At 73.0% G+C, this 16,283-nt stretch carries 15 protein-coding genes; 6 read left to right on the top strand and 9 right to left on the bottom strand.

Annotated features, from left to right (window positions below):
• Positions 1–13: 13 nt before the first annotated feature.
• Both ACIQF6_RS25975 and ACIQF6_RS25970 read left to right on the top strand, forming a co-directional pair.
• Complete coding sequence (locus ACIQF6_RS25975) at positions 14–1,018, top strand: PHP domain-containing protein (protein WP_400899044.1); 1,005 nt, start codon at positions 14–16, stop codon at positions 1,016–1,018.
• A gap of 225 nt (positions 1,019–1,243) precedes the next feature.
• Entirely contained in the window at positions 1,244–1,924 is a 681-nt protein-coding gene (locus ACIQF6_RS25970) for a VOC family protein (RefSeq protein WP_400899042.1), read from the top strand.
• 123 nt (positions 1,925–2,047) lie between these two features.
• Here the strand turns inward: ACIQF6_RS25970 and ACIQF6_RS25965 are convergent, their stop codons facing one another.
• On the bottom strand, positions 2,048–2,848 hold the full coding sequence (locus ACIQF6_RS25965; protein ID WP_400899040.1) for a tyrosine-protein phosphatase: 801 nt from the start codon (positions 2,846–2,848) through the stop codon (positions 2,048–2,050).
• Between the two features lie 289 nt (positions 2,849–3,137).
• Between ACIQF6_RS25965 and ACIQF6_RS25960 the strand changes: the two genes are divergently transcribed.
• Both ACIQF6_RS25960 and ACIQF6_RS25955 read left to right on the top strand, forming a co-directional pair.
• Positions 3,138–3,704, top strand: coding sequence for a DJ-1/PfpI family protein (locus tag ACIQF6_RS25960; protein ID WP_400899038.1), 567 nt, complete (start codon positions 3,138–3,140; stop codon positions 3,702–3,704).
• 60 nt (positions 3,705–3,764) lie between these two features.
• A complete protein-coding gene (locus tag ACIQF6_RS25955; RefSeq protein ID WP_400899036.1) occupies positions 3,765–4,370 on the top strand; it encodes a TIGR03086 family metal-binding protein in 606 nt (201 codons plus the stop codon).
• Positions 4,371–4,398: 28 nt separating this feature from the next.
• Here the strand turns inward: ACIQF6_RS25955 and ACIQF6_RS25950 are convergent, their stop codons facing one another.
• Entirely contained in the window at positions 4,399–4,977 is a 579-nt protein-coding gene (locus ACIQF6_RS25950; protein ID WP_400899034.1) for a TetR/AcrR family transcriptional regulator, read from the bottom strand.
• A gap of 373 nt (positions 4,978–5,350) precedes the next feature.
• On the opposite strand from ACIQF6_RS25950, the gene ACIQF6_RS25945 reads away from it, so the two are divergent.
• Positions 5,351–6,784, top strand: coding sequence for an MFS transporter (locus ACIQF6_RS25945; RefSeq protein WP_400899032.1), 1,434 nt, complete (start codon positions 5,351–5,353; stop codon positions 6,782–6,784).
• A gap of 89 nt (positions 6,785–6,873) precedes the next feature.
• Here the strand turns inward: ACIQF6_RS25945 and ACIQF6_RS25940 are convergent, their stop codons facing one another.
• The gene (locus tag ACIQF6_RS25940; protein ID WP_043911687.1) at positions 6,874–7,263 is read right to left on the bottom strand and encodes an SCO5389 family protein; all 390 of its coding nucleotides are present in this window, start codon (positions 7,261–7,263) and stop codon (positions 6,874–6,876) included.
• 191 nt (positions 7,264–7,454) lie between these two features.
• Between ACIQF6_RS25940 and ACIQF6_RS25935 the strand changes: the two genes are divergently transcribed.
• Positions 7,455–7,721 (top strand): DUF2630 family protein, encoded by a 267-nt coding sequence (locus ACIQF6_RS25935; protein WP_400899029.1) that lies wholly within the window; start codon positions 7,455–7,457, stop codon positions 7,719–7,721.
• A gap of 72 nt (positions 7,722–7,793) precedes the next feature.
• Here ACIQF6_RS25935 and ACIQF6_RS25930 read toward each other — a convergent pair whose 3' ends face one another.
• The 6 genes from ACIQF6_RS25930 to ACIQF6_RS25905 all read right to left on the bottom strand — a co-directional run bounded on the left by ACIQF6_RS25930 (position 7,794) and on the right by ACIQF6_RS25905 (position 16,093).
• Positions 7,794–9,326, bottom strand: a complete 1,533-nt coding sequence (locus tag ACIQF6_RS25930) for a beta-N-acetylhexosaminidase (protein ID WP_400899027.1) — start codon at positions 9,324–9,326, stop codon at positions 7,794–7,796.
• Positions 9,327–9,387: 61 nt separating this feature from the next.
• Complete coding sequence (locus tag ACIQF6_RS25925; protein ID WP_400899025.1) at positions 9,388–11,391, bottom strand: discoidin domain-containing protein; 2,004 nt, start codon at positions 11,389–11,391, stop codon at positions 9,388–9,390.
• Between the two features lie 61 nt (positions 11,392–11,452).
• The gene (locus ACIQF6_RS25920) at positions 11,453–12,337 is read right to left on the bottom strand and encodes a carbohydrate ABC transporter permease (protein ID WP_400899023.1); all 885 of its coding nucleotides are present in this window, start codon (positions 12,335–12,337) and stop codon (positions 11,453–11,455) included.
• Positions 12,334–13,320, bottom strand: coding sequence for a carbohydrate ABC transporter permease (locus ACIQF6_RS25915; protein ID WP_400899021.1), 987 nt, complete (start codon positions 13,318–13,320; stop codon positions 12,334–12,336). The genes ACIQF6_RS25920 and ACIQF6_RS25915 overlap by 4 nt, the downstream gene beginning before the upstream one ends.
• Positions 13,313–14,653, bottom strand: coding sequence for an ABC transporter substrate-binding protein (locus ACIQF6_RS25910; protein WP_400899019.1), 1,341 nt, complete (start codon positions 14,651–14,653; stop codon positions 13,313–13,315). Before ACIQF6_RS25910 ends, ACIQF6_RS25915 begins: the two co-directional genes overlap by 8 nt.
• A gap of 150 nt (positions 14,654–14,803) precedes the next feature.
• The gene (locus tag ACIQF6_RS25905) at positions 14,804–16,093 is read right to left on the bottom strand and encodes a Gfo/Idh/MocA family protein (RefSeq protein WP_400899017.1); all 1,290 of its coding nucleotides are present in this window, start codon (positions 16,091–16,093) and stop codon (positions 14,804–14,806) included.
• Positions 16,094–16,283: the final 190 nt, after the last annotated feature.

The raw sequence follows: 16,283 nt of genomic DNA, 5'->3' as shown, positions 1-16,283 counted from the left end.
GCAGACTGGCCGCATGGACCCGGTCACCGCCCTGGAACGCATCGCCTTCCTGTTGGAGCGTGAACTCGCCTCCCCGTACCGGGTCAAGGCGTTCCGCACCGCCGCCGAGGCCGCCACCGGACTGCCCGCGGGGCCGGTCGACGTCGCCGACGCGGAGCGCCTGCCGGGCGTCGGGCCGGTCACCGCCCGGGTGATCGCCGACGCCACCGCGGGCCGCACCCCGCAGTACCTGTTGGAGGCGGAGGCCCGGGCCGCCGCCGGACCCGCGCCGTCCACCGCCGCGCTCCGCCTGCGCGAGCAGCTCCGCGGCGACTGCCACCTGCACTCGAACTGGTCCGACGGCGGCGCGCCGATCGAACTGATGGCCCGCACCGCGCAGGACCTCGGCCACCAGTGGGCCGCGCTCACCGACCACTCGCCGCGCCTGACGGTCGCCGGCGGCCTGAGCGCCGAGCGGCTGCGCGAACAGCTCGACGTGATCGAGGACCTGAACGGCCGGCTCACCCCGTTCCGGCTGCTGTCCGGCATCGAGTGCGACATCCTCGACGACGGCTCGCTCGACCAGGACGAGGAACTGCTGGGCCGGCTGGACGTGGTGGTCGCCTCGGTGCACTCCAAGCTGCGGATGGACCGCGCCGCGATGACCCGCCGGATGCTGGCCGCCGTCCGCAACCCGCTGGTCGACGTGCTCGGCCACTGCACCGGGCGGCGGCTCGGCGAAAAGCCGCGCCCGCAGTCCGAGTTCGACGCGGAGGCGGTGTTCGCGGCCTGCCGGGAGCACGACACCGCCGTCGAGATCAACTGTCGCCCGGACCGCCAGGATCCGCCGGACGACCTGCTCTCACTGGCCGCCGACCTCGGCTGCCTGTTCGCCATCGACACCGACGCGCACGCCCCCGGCCAGCTCGACTGGCAGATCGCCGGCTGCGAACGGGCCGCCGCGCTGGGCCTGGACGCCGAGCGGATCGTCAACGCCTGGTCGGTCGACCACCTGCTGGCCTGGTCCGGCGCGCGTTGAGGCCTGTGGGCCTTGGGCCTTGGGCCTTGGGCCTTGGGCCTTGGGCGTGTGGGCGTGTGGGCCTGTGGGGCAGTGGGCCTGTGAGCTTGGCCGACGGTCGGAGTTGGTGGCGCGAGCGGCTGAGCCGGCGGCCGGAGTTGGCGGCCGGAGGGGCTGAGCCGGTGGCCCGGGCGGCGGATCCGGGCGGGTGATCGTTCTGTCGGACTGCCGCGCTACGCTGCCCGGATGACAGAGCATCAGGCGCAGACGAACAACCCCATCCGGCCTCTGGCGTTCCACGCCGCGCCCGGCACGGAGGACTGGCGGGTCCTCGGCGAAGGGGCGTGCGCGTTCTTCCGCACCGGCTCCTTCGCCGACGGAGCCCGCCTGGTTGCCGCGATCGCCACCGCCGTGGACGGTCTCGGCGCACCCGACGTGGACCTGCGGCCGGAGGGCGTCACCGTCCGGCTGATCACGGCGGGCCAGGACTACTACGGCCTGACGGAACATCACATCGAGCTGGCCCGCCGGATCTCCACCGCCGCCCGCGCGGCCGGCGCCGCCGCCGAGCCGCACGCCGTACAGACCGTGCAGGTCACCCTGGACGCCCTGGAACGGCCCGCCGTAGTCGCCTTCTGGCAGGCCCTGCTCGGCTACCGCGACCGGGCCGGCAGCCCCGAGGACCTGATCGACCCGGCCCGCCGCGGCGCGCCGTTCTACTTCCAGCAGATGGACGAGCCCCGCCCGCAGCGCAACCGGGTGCACGTAGACGTGTGGGTGCCCCACGACGTCGCCCCGCAGCGGGTTGCCGCCGCCCTCGCCGTCGGCGGACGCCTGGTGACGGACGAACACGCGCCCACCCTGTGGATCCTCGCCGACCCCGAGGGCAACGAGGCCTGCGTCGGAGCGGCCGGCGCCACGGGCTGACGCCAGGTCGGGGCGAGCGCTTTTCGGTTGCCGGTCAGCCGGAAAGCGCTTTCCCGTTGCCTCGGGGAAAGGACGCCGCGCCGCCAGGTAAGCGCTTTCCGCCCGCCGCCCGCCGACGCCCCGTCAGGCGGGTTGCACCAGGCGGGTGCGGAGGCTGTCCAGGGTCTCGTCCTTGAGGCCGAGGGCGGCCCGGGCGTAGCTCTCCGGGTCGCCCCAGCGGTCGGCGAGGGTGTCGAGGGCGGCGGTCAGGTACTCGGCGCGGACCGACAGGACCGCGTCGGCGATCTCGGGGTCGCCGCCCCCGGCGAGGAAACGTTCCAGCAATGGCGCGTACCGGGCGTGCACCGCCGGGTCCACGGACAGGTACTCGGTGCGCACGGTCGCCTCGTCCGCGCCGAGCAGCAGCAGGATCAGGCTGGCACCCCAGCCGGTGCGGTCCTTGCCCGCGGTGCAGTGGAACAGCACCGGGCCGCCGCCCTGGTGCGCGAGCGCGGTGATCAGCTGCTTGTAGGCGTGCCGGGCGGCGGCGGAGGTGACGAAGGCACGGTAGTCCTCGGTGCGGGCGAGTGCGGCGCGGCCGCGGCCGAGGGTGCGGTTGGCGGCGGCCGGGTCGTCGAGCGCGGCGGTCAGCACGGCGGTCACGCCGTGGCCCGCCCGGTCGGCGAGCACGTCGGCGACCAGCAGGTGCGCCCCGCCGGGCACCCGGTCCGGGTACGCGGCACGGTCGGGGCCGCTGCGCAGGTCGATCACGGTGCGCACGCCGAGCGCGTCGAACATCGGGTCGCCCGCCGGGTCCAGCCGGTCCAACTGGCCGGAACGCAGCGCCAGTCCGGACCGGACCCGGGCGCCGCCGGGCAGGTCGATGCCGCCGAGGTCGCGCAGGTTGGCGACGGTGGCGGAGTCAACGATGTGCGAGTGCTGCATGACGACCTCCCTGCCGGCGGACTTGTCGCGGCCGGGCCCGGCGGCGCCGCGAGCGTCACCCCGGCAGTCCGGCCCCGTCAGCACGCTAGGCGCGCCCCGGGCGGGTCGCCCCCGGAGTACCCCCGGCCGGGCGGGCCACTGCATCGAGCGGCGGAGCGCACGCCCCGGCCGCGCGCCGTGCTGCGCGCGCCCCATTGATTGACGGCGTGTCAGCAGGCAGGGTGGCAGCGTCGGCCCCGTCGGGGGGTGGGCGACGCGCCAGGCGCGAGGAACGGGACGGGAGCCACGAATGGCAGCAAAGATCCTGATCATCACCGGTGACGCGGCCGAGTCACTGGAGGTGTTCTACCCCTACCAGCGGCTGCTGGAGGAGGGGTACGAGGTGCACATCGCCGCGCCCGCCAAGAAGACCCTGCAGTTCGTGGTGCACGACTTCGTCCCGGGCTTCGACACCTACACCGAGAAGGCCGGCTACACCTGGCCCGCCGACCTGGCGTTCGCGGACGTGGACCCGGCGCAGTACGTGGCGCTGGTGCTGCCCGGCGGCCGGGCGCCGGAGTACCTGCGCAACGACCCGGAGGTGCAGCGGATCGTGTCGCACTTCGTCGCGGACGACAAGCCGCTCGCGCAGATCTGCCACGGCCCGCTGATCACCCTGCGGACCGGTTCCATGGCCGGCCGCCGCACCGCCGCGTATCCGGCGCTGGAGCCGGACGTGGCCGCGGGCGGGGCGGACTTCGTGGACGGGGACGCGGTGGTGGACGGCACGGTGGTCTCCGCCCGTGCCTGGCCCGACCACCCCGGGTGGATGCGGGCGTTCGTGCAGCTGCTGCGGGAGAAGGCGCCGGTCGAGTAGTCCGTCGTCGGCGCGGGGTGTCGCCTTGCCCGGGCGGTCCGGGCGGGCCAGCGTGGGCCCATGGCGACACACCTCGACGACCAGGACCTGCTCGCGCTGCACGCCCGGGCCCTGGAGCACTTCGGCCGGCTGGTCCGCGCCGTTCCCGACGACCGCTGGCAGGCCCGCACGCCGTGCACCGACTGGACGGTCCGCCGGCTGGTCGAGCACCTGACCTACGAGCAGCTGTGGGTGCCCGACCTGCTGTCCGGCGCGACCGTCGCCGAGGTCGGCGACCGTTACGAGGGCGACGTGCTCGGCGACGACCCGGTGGCGGCCTGGACGGCCGCCGCCGACGCCGCCCGGGCCGCGTTCGCCGCGCCGGGCGCGCTGAAGCGCACCGTCCACCTCTCCTACGGGCAGCGGCGGGCGGCCGGGTACTGCCGGGAGATGACGGTGGACGCGATCGTGCACGGCTGGGACCTGGCCACCGGGATCGGCGCGGACGCCCGGATGGATCCGGCGGCGGCGGACTTCGCGCTGGCCGAAGTCGCCCCGCAGGCCGGGGCGTTGTCGGCCTCGGGCCTGTTCGCGGACGCGGTGCCGGTGCCGGCCGACGCCGATCCGCAGTCCCGGTTGCTGGGCCTGGTGGGCCGCGATCCCGCGGACCCGTTCGGCGGCGACTGAGGGAGCGGCAGGAGGAGGGGAGGGGGTTTCAGGGGCGGGGGCGGATGCCGTCCAGGGCGATGGCGAGGACCTTGGCGCGCTGCCGGTCGTCCGGGAAGGCGACGGAGGCGATGCCGGAGACCATGCGGAGCAGGTCGTCCATGTCCATGTCGGTGCGGACCACGCCGTCCTGCTGGGCGCGCCTCAGCAGGGGGGTGCCGGAGTCGTACATGGAGATCCGGCAGGCGACGAAGACCGCGGACTCCTCGCCCTGGAGGGCCTCGCGGATGGCGCGCTTGGTCATCGCGTAGTCGACGAAGCGGCGCAGCCAGGTGTTCAGGGCGTCCCAGGAGGGCCGGTCGGTCAGCTCGGCGGCCACCCGGCCGAGGTCCTCGACCTCGTTGGCGTAGACCGCCTCGAAGAGGTGCCGGCGGGTGGGGAAGTTGCGGTAGAGGGTGCCGATGCCGACGCCGGCCCGGCGGGCGATGTCCTCCAGGGAGGCTTCGGCGCCGTGTTCGGCGAAGGCTTCGCGGGCGGCGGTGAGCAGCGCGTCGAAGTTGCGCGCGGCGTCGGCGCGGCGCGGGCGCCGGGCGGCGAGGAACTCGGCGACGGAGACCGGTTCGGACACGGGGACCTCGTTTCGACACATCCGGATTGAACCGGAGGCTCACCTCCGCTAATCTGGAGGCATGCCTCGACTTTAGCACCGGGGCCCGAACTTCGGCCTGCCGCCCCATCGACGACAGGCCGCCCGTGTCGCCCCTGCCGGCATCCCTGCCGTCAGCCGGGGTTGACCGGGCCCGCACCATCGCCGTCGATCGTGATGGACGGCATCCGCACCGCCGTCGTCAACTCCGTTTGACCATGGCGGCGTTGACCGCCCGCACCCGCGGATCGCTCCTTTCTTCGCACCACCGCCCGTTCGGGCGTCTGCCTGCCAGTAGTGCGCCGTGGCGCGCCGTTGTCCCCGTGCGCCGCGACCCGAGTCCCGAGAGGGTTCGATGAATCGCCAGTCCCACCGCGTCACCTTCGGCGTGCTCGCCGCCGGAGCGGGCGTGTTCGCGCTGCTCCAGTCGCTGATCACACCGGCCCTGCCGATCGTTCAGGAGGCGATGCACACCTCGCAGTCCACCGTCACCTGGGTGATGACCGCCTACCTGCTGTCCGCCTCGGTGTTCACCCCGATCCTCGGCCGGGTCGGCGACCTGATCGGCAAGAAGCGCACCCTGGTCGCCGCGCTGGTCGCGCTGCTCACCGGCTGCCTGGTCGCCGCGCTCGCCCCCAACATCGCGGTGCTGCTGATCGCCCGGGTGCTCCAGGGCATCGCGGGCGCGCTGTTCCCGCTGTCCTTCGGCATCATCCGCGACGAGTTCCCGCCCGGCCGGGTGGCCACCGGCATCAGCAACATGTCCGCCGTGATCGCCGTCGGCAGCGGCCTCGGCATGGTGCTGGCCGGCCCGATCGTCGGCGCGCTGGACTACCGCTGGCTGTTCTGGCTGCCCGTCATCGTGGTGGCCGCCACCGTGCTGCTCGCCTGGCGCTACGTCCCCGAGTCGCCCACCCGCAGTGAGGGCAGCGTGGACTGGATCTCGTCCGTGCTGCTGTCCGGCTGGCTGGTCGCCCTGCTGCTGCCGGTCAGTCAGGCCGCCCAGTGGGGCTGGGGATCGGCCCGGGTGCTCGGCCTGCTCGCCGCCGCCGTCGTGCTGTTCGCGCTCTGGGCGCTCAACGAGGCCCGCTCCCGCAACCCGCTGATCGACCTGCGGGTGATGCGGCAGCACGCCGTGTGGACCACCAACACCGCGGCGCTGCTGTTCGGCGGCGGCATGTACGCGGTGTGGGCCTTCCTGCCCGGCTTCGTCCAGACGCCCGCCAGTGCGGGCTACGGCTTCGGGTCCACCGTCACCGGCGCCGGCCTGCTGATGCTGCCGATGGTCGGCGCGATGTTCGTCTCCGGCATCCTCGGCGGACGCCTGGCCGGCCGCTTCCCCGCCAAGGCGCAGCTGGTCACCGGCGCGCTGTTCGGCGCCGTCGCCTGCGCGCTGCTGGCCGCCCGGCACGGCACGCCCGCGGACGTCGCCCTCGCGGCGGGCGTGTTCGGGTTCGGCATCGGTCTGGCGTTCGCCTCGATGAGCAACCTGATCGTGCAGAGCGTCGAGCCCGCCCAGACCGGCGCCGCCACCGGCATGAACGCCAACATCCGCACCATCGGCGGCTCGATGGGCGCCGCGCTGATGACCGGCCTGGTCACCGGCCACCTGCAGCCCTCCGGGCGCCCGCTGGAGTCCGGCTACACCGACGGCTTCGCGCTGCTCGCGGCGTTCTGCCTGGCCGCGGCGCTCGCCGCGCTGCTGGTGCCGTCCCGGCGCGCCCGCCCGGTGGCCGCGCCGGTGGAGCCCGCGGCGGCCGAGCGGGACAGTGAAGTCGCCCTCGGCTGAGGGGAATCGGATGGGCGGATGCCGCCCGGATGCCCGCCGCCCCGGACCCCGTGCCGGGACGGCGGGCATCCGGGCGGCGGCGGTCGTGCTCAGCAGTCCCGCAACTCCGGGGACTGGTTCAGCAGTTGGGCCCGCGGCGAGGTGAACCTCCGGTAGGCGTCGGTCTGTTCGGCGTTCGGGTGGAAGACCGCCAGACGGTGGCAGTTCTGGAAGGCCAGCTTCACCGAGAAGTGCCGCTCCAGCGCCCCGCGGATCGAGTCGCTGGCCAGTGCGCGCAGCAGCTGGGCCCGTTCGGCGTCCGTCGGGGCGACCGTGTTGTCCGCGAACTCGGCGTCCGTGGTGGCGAGTTCCGCCGTCAGGTCGTTGACCAGCCGGTACGCGTAGGGCAGCGAGGTGCGGACGGTGGCGAGGAAGTCGGCGTCGGCGACCTCGTCGCGCTCGGCCAGCGCCAGCAGGGAGGGGGAGACGTCCAGCGACATGGGGGTAGGGCCTTTCCAGTGAATGGAAGTGGAAGTCGTTTTCAATAATGGATCCTGGCAATCCCCCTGACGCCCTGTCAATCGCGTTCCCCCGTTCGGGGCAACGCCCCGCGCCACGCCGGAACGCCGCCCCCGCCCGCCCGGCCCCCGCTTCCTACAGTGAGGTGCAGACGACCACGAGGAGAGCCCCGATGGACGAGCGGAACACGGGCGGCGCCGACCGCCGCATCCTGGACCGGATCAGCGACATGGTCGACACGGAACGGAAGCTGCGCGCCGCCCTCGTGGAGGGCCGCATCGACCCGTCCACCGAACAGCGCGAACTCAAGGACCTCGAGGAGCAGCTCGACCAGTGCTGGGACCTGCTGCGCCAGCGCCGTGCCCGCACCGACGCCGGCGAGGACCCGAACCAGGCCGCCGTGCGCAGCGTCGAGGAGGTCGAGCGGTACGAGTCCTAGCGGGTACGAGGTCCGACGGTACGAGGTCCGACGGTACGAGGTCCGACGGTTCCGGTCCCGGTGCGGGCGCGGCTACCGGCGGGTGGACGGCAGGGGGCCGTGGGCCACGCCGAGGCGGTCGAGCCGGCGCAGGTGCCCGGTGAGGCGGGACACGAACTCCGGGTAGTCGCCGGCGGTGCCCCACAGCACCTCGGAGAGGGCGCACAGCCGGGGAAAGGCCATGTACTCGACGTGCCGGCTGTTCGGCATCAGCTCGGTCCACAGGCAGCCCTGGGCGCCCAGGACGTGGGCGGCGGCGCCCGGCGGCAGGCCGGCCGGGACGGGGCGGTAGGCGTACACGTCGGCGGCGGTGAGCACCTCGGCGACCGCGAGCGGCTGCTCGACGAGGTCCGGGTCGGCCTGGTAGACGGTGAAGTAGAGCAGCTGGTGCGGCGTCATCACGACGTCGTGGCCGAGCCGGGCGGCCCGTTCGCCGCCCTCCTCGCCGCGCCAGGACATCAGCGCCGTCCCGGCGGGCAGGCCGTCCTCGAGGAGTTCGTCCCAGCCGATCGGGCGGCGGCCCCGGGCGGTGAGGAACTCGGCGAGCTGCCGGGTGAACCAGGCGGCGAGCGCGGACTCGTCGGGCAGGCCGAGTTCGCGCATCCGCTGCTGCACCCGGGGCGACTGCCGCCACTCGCGCTTGGGCACCTCGTCGCCGCCGAGGTGGACGTACGGGCCGGGGAAGACCTCCAGCACCTCGGTCAGGACGTCCCGGCAGAACTGGAGGGTGGACTCCTCGACGTTGAGGATCTGCTCGGTGATGCCCCAGGTGGTGCAGACCGGGCGGGCCGGCTCCAGGTCGTTGCCGAGCTCCGGGTAGGCGGCGATCGCGGCCCGCATGTGCCCGGGCAGGTCGATCTCCGGGACGATCGTGATGCCGCGCGAGGCCGCGTGGGCGACCAGGGCGCGCAGTTCGGCCTTGGTGTAGAAACCGCCGTGCGGCGTCCCGTCGAAGACCGCGTCCGGGTCGTCCTGGCGGGTGTAGCGGCCGACCAGGGTCTCCGCCCGCCAGGCGCCGACCTCGGTCAGCCGCGGGTACTTCTCGATCTCGATCCGCCAGCCCTGGTCGTCCGTCAGGTGCAGGTGCAGGACGTTGAGGCGGTGCAGCGCGGCCACGTCGACCAGCTTGTGCAGGAACTCGATCGGGAAGAAGTGCCGGGCGACGTCGATCAGCAGCCCGCGCCAGCCGAACCGGGGCGCGTCGGCGATCTCCACGCACGGCACCTGGACGCCGCCGCGCCCGTCGGGCCGTCCCTCGTCCGCGAGTTGACGCAGGGTCTGGGCGGCGATCCGGTGGCCGCCGGGGCCGGCGGCGGTGACGGTCGCGCCGGTGGGCGTCACCGAGATCCGGTACGCCTCCGCGGCGAGGGCGGGCTCGGTGCGCAGGGTCAGCGCGCCGGGCAGGGCGGTGGAGGTGAGCGGCAGCGGCCGGCCGAGGACGTCGCGGAGCAGGTCGGCGACGGGTTCGAGGCCGGGGGCGAGGTGCAGCGGGGTGGTCGGGGTGAGGTGCCAGCCGCCGGGGCCGGTCACCGTCATGGAAGCGGGGCGGGGGACCAGCGACAGCACGGGACGCTCCAGGGTGTGGGTGGTGGCCCGGGGCCCGACGGGTCCGGCCCCGGGCCGGGACTCAGCGGGTGCCGATCTCGTTGACGGCGAAGTTGCCCCACTGGAGGTTCGCCGCGCGGACCACCAGCCGCAGCCGGCCGGTCGTCACCGGCGCCGGAAGCCGCACCGAACGGCGTTCCACCGTCGCGGAGTTGAGCGACCAGGAGACGGTGGCGTCGGCGAGCGCGGTGACCCAGGCGGTGCCGTTCCAGTACTGGACGTCGAAGCGGGTGATGCCCTGGCCGGCCCCGAAGTGGGTGGCCAGTTCGACCTGCGAGACGGTGCGCGGGTTCGGGTAGGCAAGGGTCAGGTCGCCGCCCATCGTGACGCCGCTGGACGGCGAGGCCCAGCTGGTGGTGTCCGAGCCGTCCGCGACGGCGGCCAGGGCGCCCTGCCCGGTGGCGTACGAGCTGGTCACGGTCGGCGCGGCCTCGCCGAGGCCGGGGCCGGCGGTGCGCTGGAGCGCGCCGAGGTCGGGCATGCCCTGCGGCAGCGCGGTGCCGGCCGCGTCGCGGCCGCCGTTGTTCGGAACCTCCAGGCCCTGCTGGAGGACCGGCGACGTGGCGGTGGGGCGGTAGCCGGCCAGGTCGGCGATCGAGGCGGCCGTGCCCGGCGCGGTCAGGCCGGGGTTGCCGGTCAGCGCGGCCCGGTCGGTGGCCGGGACGGGGCCGCCGTCGTACCAGTTGCGGTCGTAGCTGATGGCGCTGCCGGTGTTGTACGGCAGGTTGGCGCCGTTGTGGACGATGTTGTTCGCCATCGTCACGCCCGCCGCGTTGTGGTAGACCGCCGTCAGCGCGGTCATCGCGGCGCCGCTGTTCGGCGACACCCACACCGTGTTGTTGTAGACCTGCACCGAGGTGGTGTTGGTGGAGAAGGTGAAGATCTCGTTGCGGTCGTTCTGGCTGACGTTGTACCGGACCACCGCCGTGGCGGGCGCCGAGTCGCCGGAGACCGAGATGAAGAACCCGCCGCCGTTGTCGTGCGAGTAGTTGTACTGCACCAGGCTGCCGCGGCTGTCCTCGTCCGCGTCCAGCGCGTCGCCGTCCATCTGCGGGCCGTTGTACTTGGTGCCGGAGATCTCGTTGAACTGGACGGTGGTGTTGTCGGCGTCCGCCCACCAGATCGCCACGTTGCCGTGCGCCTGCGCGGTGTCCGCGACCGTGTTGTGCTCCACCAGGGTGTCGCGCACCACCAGCGGCGCGATGCCGCCCGCCGCGATGCCGTGCACGTAGTTGTCGGCGATCACCGTGCCGGTGCTCGGTGTGAACGCCCGGTACTCGGTGGTCGGCGCGCCCAGGAACGGCCACAGCGACGTCCAGCCGTCGCGCTGCATCCAGGTCGACCAGCCCGAGATGCCGTACGAGGCGATGTTCGCCACCTCGTTGCCGCGCACCGTCAGCCCGGTGAAGTAGGTGGGCGTGGCCGAGCCGCGGACGGTGTAGATGATGCCGCCCGAGCCCGGGTTGGAACTGTTCGGCGGCGCGTCGATGTCGTGCACGAAGTTGCCGGTGATCCGGACGTTCGGCACCGCCCCCACGTCCTGCGCGAAGACGTTCACGCCGATCCGGTACGGCGTCGAACTCGTGATCGGGCCGGCCGAATTGGTGATCTCGAAGCCGTTCACCGTGACGTCGTGCTGATTGGCCAGCAGCACCACGGAGGCCACCGCGCCCTGCCCGTCCAGCTTCGGCCGGGCGCCGGCGCCGTACGAGGTGAAGGTGATCGGCGCGCCCGCCGTGCCGGAGCCGTGCGGGGCGAGCTGTCCGGTCCAGGCGTCGCCGGAGCGGAACGCCACGGTGTCGCCGGGCTGGAACGTCTGCCGGCCGACCTGCGCCAGCGACTTCCACGGCGCGTCGGGCGAGGTGCCGCTGTTGCTGTCGCTGCCCGTCGAGGCGGACACGTAGTAGGTGGTGCCGGCGGCGTGCGCGGCCGGGGCGGCGACGACGGTCAGGGCCGCGGCGGCCAGGGTGAGCGCCGCCAGGCCGCTCAGGCTTCTCGGCCGTCCGGGGGTGTGTGTCGAGGTCACGTACTGCCCTCTCCTGAGATGGGATTCGCGGAGACCGGACCGAATCCGGTCGCGGGGGCGGCTACTTGGTCGCGCCGAGGGTCATCCCGTCCATGATCCGCCGGCCGCACCAGAAGAACAGCGCGACCATCGGCGCGACCAGGATGGTGACGCCCGCGAACAGGCCGCCCCAGTCGGAGGTGTACTGCATGGTGCTGCTGAGCTGGTTCAGGGCGGCCGGCAGCGTGAACTTCGCCGGGTCGTGCACCATCACCGACACCAGCAGGAACTCGTTCCACAGGCCGATCGCGTTCAGCACCGTCACCGTGGTCAGGCCCGGCCGGGCCACCGGCACCATCACCGTCCAGAAGGTGCGCACCGGGCCGGCCCCGTCGAGCGCCGCCGCCTCCTCCAACTCGGCCGGCAGCGAGCGGAAGTAGCCGGTCAGCACGAACACCGTGAACGGCAGCGACATCGCCACGTCGACCACCACCAGCGAGATCCGGTCGTCCCACCAGCCGGTCACCCAGTCCACCATGAACTGGCTCACCGACGACGCCAGCGTCTGATAGGGGATCAGCACCGCCTGCACCGGGAGCGCCAGACCCGCCGCGAAGTACGTCAGCGTCGGCCCGGCCGAGCGGCGCGACGAACGCGCCAGCATGTACGCCGCCGGGGTCGCGACCAGCAGGATGGCCGCCAGCGAAACACCCACCACCACAACGGTGTTGAGCAGCATTCCGGCGAAGTCCGCAGCGTGCCAGGCCCGGGCGTAGCCGCTCAGGTCCAGCCCGTCCACGCCCAGTGGCGAGGACCACAGCGCCCGAGAGGTGCGCGCCGAGGACAGGAACGTCCACGCCAGCAGCAGCACGTTGAACGCGGCCACCGCCCACAGCAGGACCTTGACGGCGCCGGGCACCGCCAGGTCGCCGAAGAACCTTCTGACAGTCCGCAGTTGGGCCTTCACGAGATCTCCAGTCGTTCGCTGCGGCCCAGCCGGCGCACCAGCACCACCAGCGCCACGGTGAGCACCGTCAGCAGCGTCGCCATCGCCGAGGCGTAGCCCAGCTCGGGCGCCCCGCCGCCGGTGGTGTGCCCCGCCGACAGCCACTGCTGCACGGCGTAGGTACGGGAGTTGACGGACGGGGTGCCGGCCGTGCCGACGAAGCCGATCACAATGTCGAAGGTGCGCAGGCTGTTCGCCGTCCACAGCACCGCCGCGATCGCGATCATGTCGCGGGACAGCGGCAGGGTGATCCAGCGGAACTGCTGCATCCGGGTCAGACCCGTCAACTGCGCTTCCTCGTAGAGGTGCTTGGGGATCGCGTCGACCGCCGTCATCAGCAGCACGATGTAGAAACCCGACCCCATCCACACCACGCCGACCACGATGCAGCCGAAGATGTGCTGCGGATCCAGCCAGGTCTGCTGCAACGACTCCAGCCCGATCAGGCCCAGCACCCGGTTGACCACCCCGCCCGGGTTCAGCAGGAAGCCCAGCGACGTGCCGATCGCGATCATCGAGATGATCGACGGCAGATACAGCGCCGCCCGCACGAACGCCCGCCCGCGCATGTCGCGCAGCACCGCCATCGCGAGGAACGCCAGCGCGAACACCGCCGCACCGCCGACCAGCACGATCACCGCGGTGTTCCAGAACGCCTGCCGCACCGTGTCGTCCCGGAACACCCGGACGTAGTTGCGCCAGCCCACCCAGGTGACCGGCGAGCCCGGACCCGACCATTTGGCGAACGAGATCACCACGCCGTACATCGACGGGCCGAGGAACCCGAGCGTGTACATCAGCAGCGCGGGCCAGGTGAACAGCCGGAAGTACCCCTTGGAGTCGCGCTGCGCGGCCGTGCCCGGGCGGGCCCGGCCCGCGGTGCGGAACGCGGGCCGGGAACCGCGGGACGTGGACGTGGCGCCTCGCGTCGCGGTGTCAGCCATTGGCCAGCGCATCCGCGGTCTTCTTCTTGCCCTGCGCGACGAAGTCGGCCGGCGACAGCGTGCCCGCCAGCAACTGGTCGTCCAGCGGCAGGAACACGTTGTTCCACCACTTGTCGTTGGCCGTCGCACCGTCGTACGTGGTGTTGGTCTCGGTCGCCTTCAAGATCGCCTCCTGCGCCGTCCGCAGCGCGTCCGGCGCCGCCGCGTCCGCCCGGGACGGGATGTTCAGCGCGTCGGTGCCGATCTTCCCGATCACCTGGGAGCGCAGCAGGTAGCTGAGGAACAGCTCGGCCGCCTCCGGGTGCTTCGCCTTCGCGCTCACCGACCAGCCCAGCGAACCGACTTCGACGGTCGAGTGCCCGCCGTCCACCATCGGGAAGGTGAAGCTGCTCGGCTTCGCGTCGGCCGGCGCCTGCGGCTTCGTCTCCGACGGCAGCCAGGTGCCGTTCAGGTTCAGCGCCGCCTTGCCCTGCGCCCAATCGTTCTGCGCCGCCGGGTACTTGGTGCCCATGAAGCCGTCCTGGAAGTACGGCTTGAGCTCCGCCACGCCCTGCGCGGCCTTCAGCACCTCCGGCCGGTCCCACGCGGAGGCGTCCGTGCCCAGGGCCGAGAGCGAGCCCGGGCCCGCGTACCGCATCATCAACTCGTAGAACCAGTAGGCGTTGTAGAAGTTCACCAGGCCGTCCTGGGCGATCGGCGTGGCGCCCGCCGCCTTCTGCTGCTGGAGCAGCGTCAGGAACTCCGTCCAGGTGGCCGGCTGGTGCGCCGCCAGCGCCGGGGTGCGGGCCGCGTCGTACCAGACGGCGGTGGAGATCAGGGTGTGCGGGACGAACGCCAGCCGGCCGTCCTTGTCGATGGCCGACTTCAGGACGTTCGGCGGCAGCACGTCGGCCACCGACTTGCCGTCCTCGCCCGGCACCGGAAGCTTCAGCACCGCGTCGATCGGCTGCGTCATGTGCTGCCCCGCGAACGCCGCGATGTGGTCGGTGCCGCTGTCGAACATGTCCGGGCCGCTGCCCGAGGCGATCGCCTGCGGCATCGTCGTGGTGCCGGACCGGCCCAGGTACTTGATGTTCACCTTGATGCCGGTCTGCGCGGTGAAGTCGTCCGCCGCCGCCTTGAAGATCGCGGCCTGCGGCTCCTTCTCGCCCCAGGTCGACCAGTAGTCGACCTGGCCCTGCGCCTTCGCGGCGGAGGCCACATCGGCGGCCGAACCGCCCTTGGCGGCCTGCGCGCCGCCGGAGTTCTTGACGCCGCAGGAGGACACCAGCAGCACGGCCGCCAGCGAGGCGGCGACCGCGGCCGCGGTGGCCGGGGAGGGGGTACGGGACATGACGTTTCTCCATCGAGGGGGCGTGGCCGGGCGGTGGGGGAGAGGGGAGGGGTGGGTCAGGGGGCAGGTGCGGCGGCGTCGGCCGGAGCGGGTCGGAAGCGGATCACGAGGCGGGTATGGCGTAGTGGGTCGGAGTGGGTCGGGGGTGGGTCAGGGGGCAGGAATGGAGTCGTCGGCCGGAGCGAGGGTGACAACGGCGCCGGTGCGGCGGGCCTGTTCGGCGGCCCACACGGTGCGGTGCGCGGCCAGGCTGTCCCGGCCGCTGGAGCGGATCCGGTCGCCGGCGCCGGTGGCGACCGCGTCGACGAACGCCTCGAACAGCCGGTCGTCCGCGCCGCCGTGCCCGGCCGCCGCCGAGGCGTCCGCCCCGGGTACGTCGGTGGCGTCGATGAACTCCCAGGCAGCGGTGGTGAAGTCGTGCACCGACAGCCGCACGCCGTCGCCCTCGACGTAGCCGCGGGTGCCGAAGACCCGGGTCTTGCGGAAGTCCAGCGGCGTGAACGCGGACATGGTGAACGACGCGGTGCGGCCGCCGCCGAAGTCGAAGTCCACCACCTGGGTGTCCACCACGTCGTTGTCGCAGGCGTAAACGCAACGGCCGTACGGGCCGGTGCGCAGCGCCTGGCGGATCCCGTCCGCGGTGCGGTCGGCGGTGACCGCGCCGAGCGGCCAGTACTCCTTGTCGGGGTCGCCCAGGCAGCCGAGGTACAGCCGCGGCGCCGAGTACGGGCAGCTGGACTCCACCGGGCAGTCCAGGCAGTTGTCGGTGGCGGCGGCCGGCCGGTTGCCCTCGTGGAAGTGCACCAGGCCCCCGAACGAGGACACCCGCTCGGGCGGACGCCCCATCAGGTACAGCAGCCAGTCCACGTCGTGCGAGGACTTCGCCAGCAGCATCGGCGAGGACTCGTCCTCGCGCCGCCAGTTGCCGCGCACGAACGAGTGCGCCTGGTGCCACCAGCCGACCGGCTCCAGGTGCTGGATGGACACCACCTCGCCGATCCGGCCGGAGTCGATCATCTCCTTGAGGGTGCGGGTGTAGGTGGTGTAGCGCAGCACATGGCAGACCGCGAGCAGCACGCCGGCCCGCTCGGCGGCCCGCACGATGCGCAGGCAGTCCTCCTCGGTGGTGGCCATCGGCTTCTCCAGCAGCAGGTGGTAGCCCGCCTGCGCCAACGCCTCGACCGGCGCGGTGTGCTGGTTGTCCTGGGTGGCCACCACCGCGGCGTCGGCCAGCCGCGGCCGGGCCGCGAGTTCCCGCCAGTCCGCGAACACCGCGTCGTCCGGGACGCCGTACTCGGCGGCGAACGCCGCCCGGCGCTCCGGGTCCGGCTCGGCGACCGCGACGATCCGGGCGCGGTCGCCGCGGTGCGCGCTGCGGGCGTAGACCCCGCCCCGCAGCCCCGCTCCGACGACGGCCAGCGTCACCTGCTTGTCCGGCACAACACACCCCGATTTCCCAGCAGTTGGCGAATTCCGGCCGGACGGCACACCGGGCGCCCGAGCCGTGCGAAGATGACTTTCCAAGGCCACTTATGTAAGTGGCTTGTGGAATCATGGGGAGCGAAACCGGCCACCGTCAAGACTTCGGCGCGCAACGATGTCCGACAGGCCGACCGCGCCCGGGCCGGAT

The organism is Kitasatospora sp. NPDC092948, assembly GCF_044754805.1.
In the GTDB taxonomy this organism is placed as follows: Bacteria; Actinomycetota; Actinomycetes; order Streptomycetales; family Streptomycetaceae; genus Kitasatospora.
The sequence above is the reverse complement of the archived record's forward strand: the minus strand, read 5'-3'. Positions and strand labels throughout refer to the sequence as shown.

What these genes read in the sequence shown, in the direction of transcription:
- ACIQF6_RS25910 (WP_400899019.1), bottom strand. Translation starts at nt 14,653, where the DNA reads ATGTCCCGTACCCCCTCCCCGGCCACCGCGGCCGCGGTCGCCGCCTCG.
- ACIQF6_RS25975 (WP_400899044.1), top strand. Translation starts at nt 14, where the DNA reads ATGGACCCGGTCACCGCCCTGGAACGCATCGCCTTCCTGTTGGAGCGT.
- ACIQF6_RS25940 (WP_043911687.1), bottom strand. Translation starts at nt 7,263, where the DNA reads ATGTCGCTGGACGTCTCCCCCTCCCTGCTGGCGCTGGCCGAGCGCGAC.
- ACIQF6_RS25960 (WP_400899038.1), top strand. Translation starts at nt 3,138, where the DNA reads ATGGCAGCAAAGATCCTGATCATCACCGGTGACGCGGCCGAGTCACTG.
- ACIQF6_RS25970 (WP_400899042.1), top strand. Translation starts at nt 1,244, where the DNA reads ATGACAGAGCATCAGGCGCAGACGAACAACCCCATCCGGCCTCTGGCG.
- ACIQF6_RS25955 (WP_400899036.1), top strand. Translation starts at nt 3,765, where the DNA reads ATGGCGACACACCTCGACGACCAGGACCTGCTCGCGCTGCACGCCCGG.
- ACIQF6_RS25945 (WP_400899032.1), top strand. Translation starts at nt 5,351, where the DNA reads ATGAATCGCCAGTCCCACCGCGTCACCTTCGGCGTGCTCGCCGCCGGA.
- ACIQF6_RS25915 (WP_400899021.1), bottom strand. Translation starts at nt 13,320, where the DNA reads ATGGCTGACACCGCGACGCGAGGCGCCACGTCCACGTCCCGCGGTTCC.
- ACIQF6_RS25935 (WP_400899029.1), top strand. Translation starts at nt 7,455, where the DNA reads ATGGACGAGCGGAACACGGGCGGCGCCGACCGCCGCATCCTGGACCGG.
- ACIQF6_RS25965 (WP_400899040.1), bottom strand. Translation starts at nt 2,848, where the DNA reads ATGCAGCACTCGCACATCGTTGACTCCGCCACCGTCGCCAACCTGCGC.